At 50.7% G+C, this 13,340-nt stretch carries 14 protein-coding genes; 12 read left to right on the forward strand and 2 right to left on the reverse strand.

What is annotated here, in order from left to right:
- Nucleotides 1-39 precede the first annotated feature (39 nt).
- From B3A20_RS14355 to B3A20_RS14365, 3 genes are all read left to right on the forward strand, one after another.
- Entirely contained in the window at nt 40-906 is an 867-nt protein-coding gene (locus tag B3A20_RS14355; RefSeq protein ID WP_290766213.1) for a TIGR02147 family protein, read from the forward strand.
- A complete protein-coding gene (locus B3A20_RS14360) occupies nt 903-2,195 on the forward strand; it encodes a carboxypeptidase-like regulatory domain-containing protein (protein WP_290766216.1) in 1,293 nt (430 codons plus the stop codon). Before B3A20_RS14355 ends, B3A20_RS14360 begins: the two co-directional genes overlap by 4 nt.
- A gap of 89 nt (nt 2,196-2,284) precedes the next feature.
- On the forward strand, nt 2,285-2,998 hold the full coding sequence (locus tag B3A20_RS14365) for a methyltransferase domain-containing protein (protein ID WP_290766219.1): 714 nt from the start codon (nt 2,285-2,287) through the stop codon (nt 2,996-2,998).
- 118 nt (nt 2,999-3,116) lie between these two features.
- Here B3A20_RS14365 and B3A20_RS14370 read toward each other — a convergent pair whose 3' ends face one another.
- A complete protein-coding gene (locus tag B3A20_RS14370; protein ID WP_290766221.1) occupies nt 3,117-4,331 on the reverse strand; it encodes a hypothetical protein in 1,215 nt (404 codons plus the stop codon).
- A gap of 79 nt (nt 4,332-4,410) precedes the next feature.
- A complete protein-coding gene (locus B3A20_RS14375; RefSeq protein WP_290766224.1) occupies nt 4,411-6,072 on the reverse strand; it encodes a hypothetical protein in 1,662 nt (553 codons plus the stop codon).
- Nucleotides 6,073-6,400: 328 nt separating this feature from the next.
- Here B3A20_RS14375 and hisE point away from each other — a divergent pair, with 328 nt between their 5' ends.
- The 9 genes from hisE (at nt 6,401) to B3A20_RS14420 (ending at nt 13,296) form a co-directional block, all read left to right on the forward strand.
- Nucleotides 6,401-6,661 carry a phosphoribosyl-ATP diphosphatase gene (gene hisE / locus B3A20_RS14380; RefSeq protein ID WP_014545870.1) on the forward strand — a complete coding sequence of 87 codons (261 nt, stop codon included), beginning with the start codon at nt 6,401-6,403 and terminating at the stop codon, nt 6,659-6,661.
- Complete coding sequence (gene hisG, locus B3A20_RS14385) at nt 6,658-7,497, forward strand: ATP phosphoribosyltransferase (protein WP_290766227.1); 840 nt, start codon at nt 6,658-6,660, stop codon at nt 7,495-7,497. Before hisE ends, hisG begins: the two co-directional genes overlap by 4 nt.
- A gap of 202 nt (nt 7,498-7,699) precedes the next feature.
- Nucleotides 7,700-8,563 carry an EAL and HDOD domain-containing protein gene (locus B3A20_RS14390; protein WP_290766230.1) on the forward strand — a complete coding sequence of 288 codons (864 nt, stop codon included), beginning with the start codon at nt 7,700-7,702 and terminating at the stop codon, nt 8,561-8,563.
- On the forward strand, nt 8,518-9,156 hold the full coding sequence (gene recR, locus B3A20_RS14395; RefSeq protein ID WP_290766233.1) for a recombination mediator RecR: 639 nt from the start codon (nt 8,518-8,520) through the stop codon (nt 9,154-9,156). Before B3A20_RS14390 ends, recR begins: the two co-directional genes overlap by 46 nt.
- Nucleotides 9,153-9,806, forward strand: coding sequence for a ribosome biogenesis GTP-binding protein YihA/YsxC (yihA, locus tag B3A20_RS14400; protein ID WP_014545874.1), 654 nt, complete (start codon nt 9,153-9,155; stop codon nt 9,804-9,806). The genes recR and yihA overlap by 4 nt, the downstream gene beginning before the upstream one ends.
- Nucleotides 9,787-10,665, forward strand: a complete 879-nt coding sequence (locus tag B3A20_RS14405) for an MlaE family ABC transporter permease (protein WP_290766238.1) — start codon at nt 9,787-9,789, stop codon at nt 10,663-10,665. The genes yihA and B3A20_RS14405 overlap by 20 nt, the downstream gene beginning before the upstream one ends.
- Nucleotide 10,666: 1 nt before the next feature.
- Nucleotides 10,667-11,500: an ABC transporter ATP-binding protein gene (locus B3A20_RS14410; RefSeq protein WP_290766242.1), complete on the forward strand. Its 834-nt coding sequence runs from the start codon at nt 10,667-10,669 to the stop codon at nt 11,498-11,500.
- An 8-nt stretch (nt 11,501-11,508) separates the two neighbouring features.
- Complete coding sequence (gene pyrC / locus B3A20_RS14415; protein WP_290766245.1) at nt 11,509-12,510, forward strand: dihydroorotase; 1,002 nt, start codon at nt 11,509-11,511, stop codon at nt 12,508-12,510.
- Between the two features lie 168 nt (nt 12,511-12,678).
- Nucleotides 12,679-13,296: an OmpA family protein gene (locus B3A20_RS14420; RefSeq protein WP_290766247.1), complete on the forward strand. Its 618-nt coding sequence runs from the start codon at nt 12,679-12,681 to the stop codon at nt 13,294-13,296.
- Nucleotides 13,297-13,340 lie beyond the last annotated feature (44 nt).

The following is a 13,340-nucleotide window of genomic DNA, read 5'->3' on the forward strand; positions in this document are numbered from 1 at the left end:
TTTCGCAACACATCCCTACAATAATATAGATTATAGAGTATGCCTGAAGTATTAGATTACCTGGAATACCGCGAGTACCTCAAGGACTGGTTCGTCGAGACCAAAAAAGACAACCCGTTCACCTCGTACCGCTATCTCGGCCAGAAAACCGGCGTGGACCCGGCCTGGCTTGTTCGAGTTTTCCAAAAAGAAGGACATCTGAACGAGAGCACTCTGCCCGTGTTCATCAGAATTTGCGGCCTAGACGATCGAAGGGCAGAGTATTTCAAGACCCTTTACAGGTTCAACAAGACCAAGGCAAAGCAGACGCTCTCCGAGCTTTACTACAAGCTCCTGGAGCTCCGTTCCCTTGAAACGCGCGTGCTTTCGGAACCGGAACTTGCCTACTTTGGCAGCTGGGCATGTGCGGCCCTCCGCGCCCTCATCGGCATTACGAAGGACACGAGCGATATCGCAGGTCTCGGCAAGCATTTGAACCCGCCTATTTCACAGGATGACGCCCGCAATGCGCTTGGCATTTTGAAGCAGCTTGGACTCGTCGTGCCGGACGGCACCGGCGGCTGGAACATCACCGACCAAATCATCAGCACCGGCGGCGATGTCAAAAGTTCCGCAGTCCGCAGTTTCCACAGACACACGATGGAACTTGCGCAGGAATCGCTCGACCGCCACAAACCCGAAGAACGCGACATTTCGAGCGTGGTATTTACCGCTGATGAATCCGACCTGCCCGAAATCAAGCACAAAATTGAAGAATTTCGCCGCGGACTTTTGCAGTTCGCCCGCAAGAGCGAACGCGCCGACCGCGTTTACGCACTGAATATCGCCATGTACCCCCTCTCTGACAAGGTAGACGATCCGGCAACAGGCCCTACCTCGCCCGAAAACAAAGGAGGTGCAAAATGATTTTCGGAAAGAAATTATATATTAAGGGTATGGACGTGAAGCAGAACAAGAACAGACGCATGATTTCGCTGATTGCACCATTTGCAATCGGGTTCTCGCTTTGCGCCTGCGGTTCTGACAACGTAGCGGGCGGTGGCCCGAGCGGCACAGAAGCCGGTAATGCCATCACTGCTCAGATTCTTATCGCAAACGCACCTGCGGCAAATGCACGCGTCAAGCTCGTCGAGCACAACAGCCTCGACGGTCAAGGCTACACAGCCACGGCAAACGACAGCGGCTACGTGACGATTGAAAATGTCGCCATCGGTAGCTACACCATGGAAGCAAGCCTCAATGAATCAGCGCTCCAGCTCCCTGTTGATGTCAAGGACACCGTAAGCGATGTTGCACTCGGCCAGCAGAACTTGCAGAAGTCCGTCTTTATCGGCGGCTCAATTACCGACTTTATTGGTGACACGACGGAAAGTCTGAAGAACATGAACGGTTTTGTCAAGTTCCGCGGTCTCGACCACTCCGCCGCCATCACAAACGGCAAGTTCGAAATCTTCGGCCTCCCGGCAGGTCACCTGAACATGGTGATTATCCCGACAGAAACCGCCGACACAGTCAAGGTTTCTGTTGAAACAGATGCTGGCGACTCGGTCACAACGCTCAAGCCAACGGCTCCCGAATCCGAAAACGAAACACTTCTCATCGAAGATTTCGAAGACGGAAACAACCTGCACCTTTACTCATCCAATTTCTTTGAAGGCGACTGGAACATGATGACGATAACCACCGTCATTCCTGTACCAGATTCCGAGAAGATTAAAATCTACCCGGAACTCCCCAAGGATTATCAACAACATCCGTTCCTGTTGCTCATCCAGGATTCCGAGTACGGCGGGAAGGAAGTCCACGTCCAATTCGACGTTCCTGACACACACAACTACACGCCGTGGGAATTTATCAAAATGAACATCGGGAATTCCATGGGAATTTACGACCTGAGTTCCGTTGATTCCATCGCCTTTGACGCCTGGGGTTCCGGCATTGCAGAAATCCAAGTCATCGACGAGACCCGCAAAGACAAAGATTTCAACAGCTACACCTCCGGAAAGTTCCCATTTATACTCCCAAGTCAAAAGACAACGCTCAAATTCGCATGGGCAGACATTGTTCCAAACGAAGATGACCGCAAGAGGGTAACTTCTATTTCTCTCGTTTTCCATGACGATGCGGAACTTTATTTCGACAATCTCAAGTTTATCGGGAAAGACTTGCAGAATATCTGGAAAGTCAAGGAATAATGCCAGGCGCAAATTCAGTCACATCGAACCAAGAGACTCTGCACAAAGATCTTGAAAAAGTTGTCCGTAAGTACGCGCGGACAACTTTTTTGCGTCCTATCGCAGACCACACGCGAGAAGCGTTTGCACAAGTCGAAGAATTCGTACGGAAGTTCTACGCAACAAGGAATGCCGACCCCGCAACAGGGTGCGGGGAGACAAGCGCAATTGGGAGAGGCGCCCCAGGAACTGCGCCAGTCGCCGTCATTCTAGATTCCGGTTGCGGGACCGGCGAAAGTACAATCCACATCGCACGACGTTTCCCAAGCATTCCTGTCATCGGGATAGACAAGTCCTGCGCCCGCCTGAACAAGGCCGGCAACCCATCGCAAACGGCGGGCGAAGATGTCCCTGCAAACGCATTCTGGATTCGCGCCGAACTTCTGGACTTTTGGCGACTCGCATTGGAGCACGTCGAATCTGGCAAATGGACGATTCCGTACCATGCTGTTTATTACCCGAATCCATGGCCCAAGCAGAGCGAAGCCACAAAGCGCTTCCACATGCATCCAATTTTCCCGACATTACTTGCATTAGGCGACATGACGGAACTCCGCACCAATTGGGAAATCTACGCACGCGAATTTGTAGAAGCCGCGAGATTTGTTTTTGCAGAGTGGGCTAGCAATGCCGCGCATCCAGACACTCAACCGCAAATCATCTGCGAAAGCTTTGACCCCGAGAATCCCGAAACAGCCTTCGAGCGCAAGTACAAAGAAGCTGGCCAAGCACTCTGGCGGGTAACGGTTTCGACGCACTTCTAAATTGCCGAAAGGTGATTCCGGCTTACTTCGACTTCGCTCAGCACAGGCTCCGGCCGGAATGACAATGCAACGTTTTCTAAGTTCTAAGCTCTAAGTTCTAAGCTCTAAGTTCTAAGTTCTACTTCCTATCCTTCATCCAATTCGCGATGAACTTCAAATTGCGTGTAAAGCGCACATCCATTTCAGCACCGGGCACCACGATATATTCCGTAAGCCCATACTTGTCCGCCTTGCTACCCCAGTCGTACGTATAACCTAATCGAGTCCACGGGCGGGCATCCGGACCTGTGTAAATTTTAGAGGCAAGAGCATCGAACCAGTTCTTGAACCACATCATGCGTTCCGAAATTTCGGCATCGTTACTCAGTTCGCCTTCGAACGCCGTGCGCATATCGTACGCCTTGACATCGGGCATGTACGCCGGGCGCATCAGGTCATCCGGCTTCACCCACAAGAACGCCATGTGTGTCGCATTGGAAGTTCGCGGTTCGCCAAAGAGTTGCTTGAAACGCAAATCCCAGTTACGTACACCATCCTTATGATCCTGATACCAGAGCAAGAGTTCCTTTTCGTTCACAACCCATACGACGCTATCGGACTTGACGAGTTCGCCATCTTTATAAGTCTCGGGATCGGACGTAAGCGTCACCACGAGGAGTCTTGACTTGTCGGAATTCCAGGTCACCTTGTCGCTGTACTCATCAAGAGTTACAACCGTGAACTTTTCTTCTTCAAGCGCTTCGGACGCATCCTTCACTGCAGCGGCAAACTTCACATCCAAAATAGAATCGCGATTGACCATTGAAATCTTTTGGCCTCTGTTATCGAGAATGTCGCAGTATGGGATACTGTCGGTATTCACGGCCACTTCAGCCTTTGCAAACTGTTCCCTCAAAAGTTCGCCATTATAGGTAAACAGCGTATCGCCTTCCATAAACGAAATGACGACCTTGCAGAATCCCTTTTCCGGAATCACAACCGATGTCGGAAAGCGTTCATTTCCAGCCCCCGTTGTATCGAGTTGCATCTTGTTTTCGTTTTCACCGCAAGTGTAATTGTATTCCGTAAGCGTTGCAACGCCAGGTTTCATTTCGCTAAAGAACACGTTTTCCTGTTCGCTGCTAAAGGCGGGCTTTACAATGATGGACTTGCCGCCAAGTACCATCGTATGCGGGATCCCTTCTCCGCAATAATAGGCTGGCTGGCGAAACACGCCGATAATGCCCGTTTTGCCCTGAAAATTTTCAGCCTTGGAGACGCTATCGCCTCTCGTAAATGCACAACCCAACAAAGCAAGAGCAAAAGCGCTCCCCAGTAAGCAAATTTTCTTCATCCGATTCCTCTTCCCGCAAAAGCGTTAATATAGGCGTCAACAGCAAAAATATAGTTAACTCAAAATTTTTGCCATTTTGTCATGGCAATGTTGAGATACGTTTTGCAAGCAACAATCGGCCATCCACGTCTAGCCGCACGTAAACGGGACGATTCCACCCGGAAATATCAACAGAAGCGGTCTGTTCAACAAACGAGTGTGAGCCAACCATGTTCCCGATGGCATCATATAAACGGAGAGTCTTTTTGCCCGCTACAGGCGCTTCAATACCCAGCATCCCATGTGACACGTGAATTTGCATTTTCGGCAAAAGACTTTGTGTAAGCGACACCGTTTTACTCGATGACGACACCGACGAACTCGATTCAGAAAGCGAACTTGACGATGTTGCAGAACTCGACGAAGCAATGTCGGGGCATTTATTCAAAGTCCTGGAGCGTTTTGTTGTAAAACAGACTCGGTCATTTCCGTCAAAGACGATATTGAAAATCCCGTCAACAGAGGCTTTACCGTTATTGTTGACAAAATCGAATTCCGTAAAAGATTCCTGGTTTTGGCTCAGTACCGAGCGTACTTCGACACGCTGATGATTGATATCTCCGTTCGGATCATTTGTTGCAAATACTCTAGAATTGTAATCGACATACCAAATCAGGACGCCGTTTTTTCCTTTCTTTTGGCTGTACGAGGAACTTCCGATTTTAGAATCAAAACCCACTGCCGGGCGGTACTCAACAAGATAGTACTCATTGGGCTGATTCGGATTTGAGACGGCATACGCCTGCATTTTAGACAAGTTTTTAAGTTCGTAGACGCTATCTCCATTGACGATTTCAGTCGGCTTTAGCCAGCCCATAGCCTCGCGTTCAAATGCAGAAAATGTCGCCGGATAGCCGCCGTTTCCATTGCGGAGTCCAAGCGCCATCACGTCATACGGCAAGGGGCCAATTGTCGCATAGCCATATTCATCGGCACTGTACAAGTCAACAAGCCCGATAACATGGCTAAACTCATGAATAAAGGCGCCCAGCATAGCGACATCTTTTGTACTCGTTGCATAGGGCTTGTTTTCGGCCTTCTGCGAGACAAAGGCGTATTTATTGAAGTTGTACCCGTTTTTCGAATAAATTCGACCCATGCTATTTTTCAAGGCATCCATGTGATTAAAAAAGTAACGGTCGTACTTGTTTGCTTCTTCTTTTGAGGTGGGGTGCAAGATGACAAACGGAATAACGCTTTCATACTTGCCCGCGCGAGCTTTAAAGTCACTGCGTTCGACAAGCATATCAATGGATGGTGGAATAAATTTTGCATCGCCACTGTATTCACTAAATTTTTTAGGAAGCTTGATCGGATAAATGTCAAATGTCGGCTTAAACTTTCCAGCAGAACTTTCTACAAAGTAATCGCGAACACTACCGTAAACACCATTTTCCTTGAAGCCTTCTTCATTGAACATTCTTGCAATAAGGGCGGAATCCAGAGCCTTGAAATCGGATGTTTCTACAAGCAGCACTGGGAAATAGCGTTCACCTGCAGAGAATACGTCGGCATCGTTACCAGAACGAATCATAGACAGTCCGGCAGGAGCCGCGGGCATCATCATGTTGTCCGTATAAATTATCTTTTCCATCCTGATGTTTTCTAAAGATTCGGCCACATCAGCCCACGCCACAGACGCAGTTAGCGTACAAGCCCCGAACAGGCGCATCCAAAATGTCGAACAATCAAACCAACTCATAGTGAGAATATAAATATAAATTCGTCAAAAAGGAGATGCCCCATCAAGTGGGGCATGACATTTTGCGCAAGGAGAAGCCTCATCAAGTGGGGCATGACATTTTGCGCAAGGAGAAGCCTCATCAAGTGAGGCATGACATTTTGCGCAAGGAGAAGCCCGCTCGGAGGCGGGCATGACAAATCAACTATTTTCCGTCATTTTCGCAGAAAGCGTCAGCCACGGGCCACGGCCGCATGACGTACTTTTTTGCGTTCAAAAAATAAAGCTGCGCAAGCGAAGCTAATTAAAATTTTTATCTTTGGGCGTGTAAAACAAAAGAGGTCTAATTATGACGTTTGAAGAAATGTACGCACTGGCCTGCCAGCGCAAGAAAGACATGCCGGAAGGCAAGGGCACCACAGAACTCTTCAAGAAAGGCCCGCACGGCATCGGCAAGAAACTCGTCGAAGAAGCCGCCGAAAGCTGGATGGCCGCCCGCTTTGAATCGCGCGACGCCCAGTGCCTCGAACTTTCTCAAGTGCTCTACTACGTTGCCGTCATGATGGCAGAAAAAGGTCTCACCCTCGAAGAAGTGTACGCAAAACTATGATTAAGGTAGCTCTCCCGAACAAGGGCATGCTTTTTGAACCGACCCAGGAACTCCTCAAGGCCTGCGGTTACAAGGCATCCAAGCCCTACAAGACTTTGACCCAGATCGACACCAAGAACGGTATCGAATTCTTCTTCCTCCGTCCGAGTGACATCCCGATGTACGTGGGCCGCGGCATCATCGACGCCGGCATCACGGGTATCGACTTCAACGCCGAAGCCAAGAGCCCGGCCGTAAAGGTCTTGGACTTGCCCTTTGGCGCTTCCAAGCTCTGCGCTGCAGTCCCGAACGAAAGCCCGATCCAGAGCCTTGCAGAACTCAAGGACGCAACAATTGCAACGAGCTTTCCGAACATCGTGGAAAGCTACTACAAGAAGAAGATGGATTTCGTGGTGCTCGAAGGCGCCGTCGAAATCTCAGTAAGCCTCGGTGTGGCTAATGCTATCGTGGACGTGGTTGAAACGGGTACGACGCTCAAGCAGGCCGGGCTCCGCATTATCGGAGAACCGCTCTTCCGCAGTAACGCCGCCATTTTCTGCAACCCGCAGAAGACCGAACTCGAAGAAGTCAACACGCTCATCCGCCGCATCCAGGGCAAGCTCGTCGCCCAGACGTACATGATGATCGAGTACGACTGCCCCTCCGAACTTCTCTCGAAGGCTTGCGAAATGACTCCGGGTCTCGACGCCCCGACGGTGACGAAACTCCACGGTCGTGAATGGTACTCCGTGAAGGCAATGGTGCCGCGCGAAGAAGCCAACGCCATCATGGACAAGCTCTGGGACGCAGGCGCAAGAAGCATCCTCCTGTTCGGCATCGAAAGCGCAAGAATTTAACGAATTAGATAATGGAAAGGTCATTAGTAGTTAGTCATTAGTTATTAGACAAGCATTCGCGCCTATGGCGCCATACTTTAAAACCAATGACCATTGACTAAAGACTACTGACCTAAATATTTCTAAAGTCTGCCAACTAAGTTCTTACAGCTTCCTACTAACTAGAAACTCCGAATTCCTAATTCCGCATTCCGAACTAAAAATGCAATCTCTCGCTTATTTGGCACGTCAACCGATTCTCGACCGCGATGGAAAAACCTTCGCGTACGAATTGTTATTCCGAGACTCGCCAAGTAGCGATACCGCAATAATCGCAAGCGACTTGCAGGCAACCGCCCAGGTGCTCGAGAACATCTTGAACAGCATCGGGCTTACACGCCTCGTCGGCGAAAGTAAGGCGTTTATCAACTGCAGTCGCGAGATTCTCCTCGACAACTTGTTCGGACTTTTAAACCCCGACCGCTTTGTCCTCGAAATTCTCGAAGACGTCACTGTAGACGAAAACCTCATCCGCGCCATTCAGCGCCACAAGTCTCTCGGCTTTGAACTCGCTCTCGATGACTTTATCATGAGCGACGAATACATCAGCCGCTTTGAGCCGTTGTTCGAACATGTCTCCTACGTCAAGATGGACCTGGTCGACAACTCGCCCGAAGACATCGCGAAAGCGGCACTGTTCTTCAAAGAAAAAAACATCAAGCTACTCGCCGAAAAAGTCGAAGACGAAACGACATACAAGCGTTGCAAAGACATCGGCTACGATTACTTCCAGGGATTCTATTTTGCAAAACCCGAAATCGTAACAGGCCAAAAGATTGACGCCACATCGGCCGCCATCCTAGAAATCATCAAGCTCTTGCGCACACGCCCGACGCTCGAAGTTCTCTGCGATGAATTCGACAAGCACCCGGACATTTCGGCGAATCTTTTGCAATTCGTGAATTCCGACGTGCGCAACAAGCCCGTCATTGAAAGCGTCAAAGGCGCCATCGTTTGGGTGGGCATGAAACACATCCAGGAATGGCTGACAATCATGCTGTACGCGCATTTGGACACCCGCTCATGAACGTAGAACCGCAAAGTCTGGAAAACCTGATTTCTGAATTTGCCTCCCTCCCGGGAATTGGACTAAAGACGGCCCGCCGCCTCGCCTACCACATGCTCTCGCGCAAGAAAGGCGACGTGGAACGCTTTGCCGATAGCTTGATGCAGGCCGCCGAAAAGGTCCACCCGTGCCCGCGCTGCCACGCCTTCACCGACGAAGACATCTGCCCCACGTGCAGAGCCCGCGAAGGCGCCAAGTCCATTTGCGTTGTCGAAAAAAATTCAGACATTTTGCCTTTTGAGCGTTCCTCTGTCCACAAAGGTCTTTACTTTGTCCTCGGCGGCGTGATTTCCCCGCTCGACGGCATCGGCCCCGAAGCGCTCCACCTGCCACAGCTCGTGGAACGCATCAAAACAGAAAACATCGAAGAACTTGTCCTTGCACTCGGCTCTAGCCCTGAAGCCGATAGCACAGCCCTCATGATTGACCGCATGCTCGCCGGCGTCAATGTCAAGCGCACCCGCCTTGCCCGTGGCATCCCGATGGGCAGCGACCTGGAATTCATCGACGAAGTCACCATGCTTCGCGCATTTGAAGGGAGAGTATCCTTATGAGTACAAAAGAAAAAGTCGTCCACCAGGCCCCCGTCGAAGTTGGCGGTTACACCGTCCGTTCGGCAAAGTTTGTCAAGGCCGCCGTGAGCCTCAAGGGCCTCCCCGAAGAACACCTCCCGCAAATAGCTTTCCTCGGGCGCTCCAACGTGGGCAAGTCCTCGCTCATGAACACTCTCATGGGCCAGAAAAAGCTCGTGAAAATCAGTTCGACCCCCGGAAAAACGCGCGAATTGAATTTTTTCAAAGTCAATGACGAATTTTTTCTTGTAGATTTACCAGGTGTAGGGTTCGCTAAAGTCAACAATGCAAAGCGCGACCAAATGTCCGACTTTATCCGAGAATACGTTGAGAAGTGCAAGGACCTCAAGGGACTCATCTACCTCGTAGATATCCGCCACGGAGGAACGCCCATCGACATCGAGACAGTCGAAAGCATCCGCGCCACGGGCTGCCCCGTGCTGGTCGTCGCTAGCAAGCGTGACAAGGTGAACCAGTCTGAACTCGCCAAAGGGCTCAGGGACATCCAGCAGCGCCTGGACCTCGACCAAAAGCCGCTTTGCGTCAGTTCACTCAAGAAAACCGGGCTCGATGAACTCTGGACCGAAATCCTAGAGGCAATACATAGCGATAATGGAAAAGACGCGACTTAAAAACTGGCAAAAGATGACTCCCGTCGGGCGTTTATTCCACACGCTCGGGATATTCATCTTGAAAACAAGAATGGGGCAGCTCATAGCCCTGTTTCTCCGCACAGTAGCGTCCCTTTTCGACAAAAGCCACAACTTCAAGAGCGATTCCCGCAATATCATTATGCAGACGTTCTTCACCGGTGTCGAAATTTTTCCGCCGCTCTTTGCCGTCGCTACGTTGTTCGGAACAGTCGTCATTATCTACCTATTCTCCCTCATGGGCAAGATGGGCTTTTCAAACAACATCGGCTTTCTCATCGTGGTGATTATCATCCGCGAACTGAGTCCCATCTTCACGGCATTCCTTATTGCAGGCCGTACAGGTTCTTCTCTCACGACCTACATCGGCAGCATGGTCATCGATTCCGAAGTTGACGCTCTTGCGACCATGGGCATCAACCCCATCCGTTACCTTGTCATGCCTAGCGTAATTGGTGGTACTATCGCAATGATCATCATGAATATCATCTTTAGTACAAGCGCCATCGGAGCCGGATACCTCCTCACGAAGGGAATCATTTTCATTACCGGAAACGCCCCCAACGTGCAAATTACCTGGAGCTACCTCTCTACAGAAATTATCAAGGCGCTCACCAAACCGGACTTTGTCTTTGCGATTGTGAAGCCCCTTATCTTTGGCATCATCATTACAATCAACGCATGCTACCAGGCACTGAACATCAAGCGAGATATTCGCCAAGTTCCCAAGGCAACATCCCGCTCTGTCATCATGTCCTTCCTCTACATCGTTTTTACCGACGCCTTATTCTTGATGTACTTCGTTAAAGACTACATGCAGAACCTTTCAGCAATTATCTAATATGCTAGACGAAGCCCTCAGACTTGAAGATATTTACCTTTCGACAAACGAACTCTCGGGAACGATGTTTTCGATTCCGAGAGCCGTAAGCTATTTTGAAAATATCAGGACAAGCAAAGGCAACGACGATTTCCAGCTCATCGCTGGGGCGAACCTCACGCTAAAGCTCGGCGAGACAATTTGCATCGCAGGCCCATCCGGTAAAGGCAAGAGCGCCATCCTCCGTTTGATTGCAGGTCTTGCACGCCCGCTCAAGGGGCACATCTATTACTTTGGCGAATACATCCCGTCAGAAAGGTTATCCGCACTCGAAGTAGCAAAGCGCCAAGTGGGTTACGTGCTACAGAACGCAGCCCTGATTTCAAACCTGAGAGTTGTAGACAACATCGCACTCCCGCTCCATTACCACAAGATGGGAACCGAAGACGAAATCACGAAAAAAGTCAACATGGCCATGGACTTGATGCGCGTCCGCGACTTTGCCAAGATGTTCCCGCATGAACTCAGCGTGGGCATGCAAAAGCGCGTCGCCATTGCAAGGTCCTGGGCCATGGACCCAAAGCTATTGCTCATGGACGAACCGACCGCAGGCCTCGACAACTACAACCGTCGAAACCTCCTGCCGTTGATTGATAACATGCGAACGATGTTCAAGACGTCCATCATCATCGTCACGCACGACCTCATGATTGCAAAAGAATTGGACTGCAACCTCGTATTCTTGCACCAGAAAAAGCTCACCGAGCCGCATTCCTTTGACTACTGGCTCCGCTCGGACAGCGAAATTTCAAAAGACCAGTTCCGCGACCTTCAATCCGTTTCACTCAACACCTAATTACAGCCATGTTCCTTCCATTACCAGACGATTTTCATGCACACCTGCGCCAGGGCGAACTCATGCCCGGTTACGTCCGCGATCTCGTAGCCCAATTTGGACGCGCCATCATCATGCCGAACACCGTCCCCGCGATGACGAGCGCAAAGGCGATTGCCGACTACAAAAAGCAGATTCTCGAAGCCGCCGCTAGCGTGCGCCCGGACTTTGAACCTCTCATGACATTCAAGTTGAACCCGAACTACACGGAGCAGGATTTGAAGGACATGATGGCCGTAGGCGTTGTCGCAGGCAAGTACTACCCCGCAGGTGTCACCACCAACAGCCAGGACGGCATCAGCGATTTCGAAGCGGTATTCCCGGTTGTCGTGATGATGGAAAAGCTCGGCCTTGTACTTTGTGTACACGGCGAAGAGCCAGGTGAATTCTGCCTGGACCGCGAACCAGCCTTCATCAAGCGCGTCGAAACGCTCGCCGAAAAGTTCCCGAAACTCCGCATTGTTTTTGAGCACTTGAGCAGTGCCAAATCCGTTGAAGCCGTCAAGCGCCTCCCCGCAAACGTTGCAGCCACCTTCACGGTACACCACCTGATGATGACCCTCGATGATATCGTCGGCGATGCACTGCGCCCGCACCACTTCTGCAAGCCCTTGCCGAAGCGTCCGGAAGACCGCAAAGCCATCCGCGAAGCCGCCTTCAGCGGAAACCCGAAGTTCTTCCTCGGTACCGATTCCGCCCCGCACCAGCAAGGCAAAAAAGAATGCCCGTGCGGCGCCGCTGGCGTCTACAGCGCTCCGGTCGCCATCCCGCTTTTAGTGCAGGAATTTGAACGCGCAGGCGCCCTCGACAAGCTCCCGAACTTTATTGCAGGTTTTGGTGCAGATTTTTACCACCTCCCGCGCACGACAAAGCAAATCGAGGTGGTCAAGGAATCGTGGACAGTCCCAGCTGTCGTGAACGGCGTTGTGCCGCTTGCCGCCGGACAAACGCTCGAATGGAAGCTCAAATAACGTTTTTGGCACGTTATTTCAAACAAAACGCCCAAATTTCATACAAAAATTCGCCGTAAAAGGCGAATTTTTTTTGTACAAATAAAAAAAAATTACCTCTTTTGTTTTTTTTACTTATATTAAAAAACGATCCAAGGATTATACCACTTTTCAATCGGAGGTTTTATAATGAATCTGGTAAAAACAATTGGTCGTATTCTTCCGGTAGCACTCTCGCTCTCTGTCCTCGTCGCTTGCGGCGACAAGAAAACTGAAAAGCCCGCTCCGGTCAAGCAGCCGGAACCGGCCAAGGTTGAAGCCCCGGCACCGGAACCAGAACAGCCGGCACCGTTTGACTTCTCCAAGTTCGCAGCTATCAAGAACAATTCCCAGGTTTTCTTGACCACGAATGCCGAAGTCGAAGCATACCTCAACGACGCATTCGCCAAGGTTGAAAACGGCCAGGCCACCTCGATCGAATTCCCGAACGTGAGCAGCCTCTTCGAACTCGCTAGCGCAGAACTCAGCAGCGAAGGCCGCGCCGTCATCGCAACAGTCGGTTCCAAGTTAGCACAGACCAACATCGATGCCGCATCCCTCCTCGTGGAAGGCTACACCTGCGACCTCGGCTCTGTCGCTTACAACGACGAACTTTCTCAGCGCCGTGCTGAAACCGTCAAGGCTGAATTCTCCAAGTACATTCCGGCTTCCAAGATCACTGCCAAGTGGTATGGCAAGCGCATGTTCAAGAAGTTCAAGTACGGTTCCAGAGAAGAATACCGCCGCGTGAACATCCGCATCCAGTAATTCATCGAAACGCACAAGCTTAAACGTGCAAATATTTGAAAAGG

Origin of the sequence: Fibrobacter sp. UBA4297 (assembly GCF_002394865.1) — a bacterium.
GTDB lineage: Bacteria > Fibrobacterota > Fibrobacteria > Fibrobacterales > Fibrobacteraceae > Fibrobacter.

What these genes read in the sequence shown, in the direction of transcription:
- B3A20_RS14355 (WP_290766213.1), top strand. Translation starts at nt 40, where the DNA reads ATGCCTGAAGTATTAGATTACCTGGAATACCGCGAGTACCTCAAGGAC.
- B3A20_RS14390 (WP_290766230.1), top strand. Translation starts at nt 7,700, where the DNA reads ATGCAATCTCTCGCTTATTTGGCACGTCAACCGATTCTCGACCGCGAT.
- recR (WP_290766233.1), top strand. Translation starts at nt 8,518, where the DNA reads ATGGCTGACAATCATGCTGTACGCGCATTTGGACACCCGCTCATGAAC.
- B3A20_RS14360 (WP_290766216.1), top strand. Translation starts at nt 903, where the DNA reads ATGATTTTCGGAAAGAAATTATATATTAAGGGTATGGACGTGAAGCAG.
- yihA (WP_014545874.1), top strand. Translation starts at nt 9,153, where the DNA reads ATGAGTACAAAAGAAAAAGTCGTCCACCAGGCCCCCGTCGAAGTTGGC.
- hisG (WP_290766227.1), top strand. Translation starts at nt 6,658, where the DNA reads ATGATTAAGGTAGCTCTCCCGAACAAGGGCATGCTTTTTGAACCGACC.
- pyrC (WP_290766245.1), top strand. Translation starts at nt 11,509, where the DNA reads ATGTTCCTTCCATTACCAGACGATTTTCATGCACACCTGCGCCAGGGC.
- B3A20_RS14410 (WP_290766242.1), top strand. Translation starts at nt 10,667, where the DNA reads ATGCTAGACGAAGCCCTCAGACTTGAAGATATTTACCTTTCGACAAAC.
- B3A20_RS14370 (WP_290766221.1), bottom strand. Translation starts at nt 4,331, where the DNA reads ATGAAGAAAATTTGCTTACTGGGGAGCGCTTTTGCTCTTGCTTTGTTG.
- hisE (WP_014545870.1), top strand. Translation starts at nt 6,401, where the DNA reads ATGACGTTTGAAGAAATGTACGCACTGGCCTGCCAGCGCAAGAAAGAC.
- B3A20_RS14405 (WP_290766238.1), top strand. Translation starts at nt 9,787, where the DNA reads ATGGAAAAGACGCGACTTAAAAACTGGCAAAAGATGACTCCCGTCGGG.
- B3A20_RS14420 (WP_290766247.1), top strand. Translation starts at nt 12,679, where the DNA reads ATGAATCTGGTAAAAACAATTGGTCGTATTCTTCCGGTAGCACTCTCG.
- B3A20_RS14375 (WP_290766224.1), bottom strand. Translation starts at nt 6,072, where the DNA reads ATGAGTTGGTTTGATTGTTCGACATTTTGGATGCGCCTGTTCGGGGCT.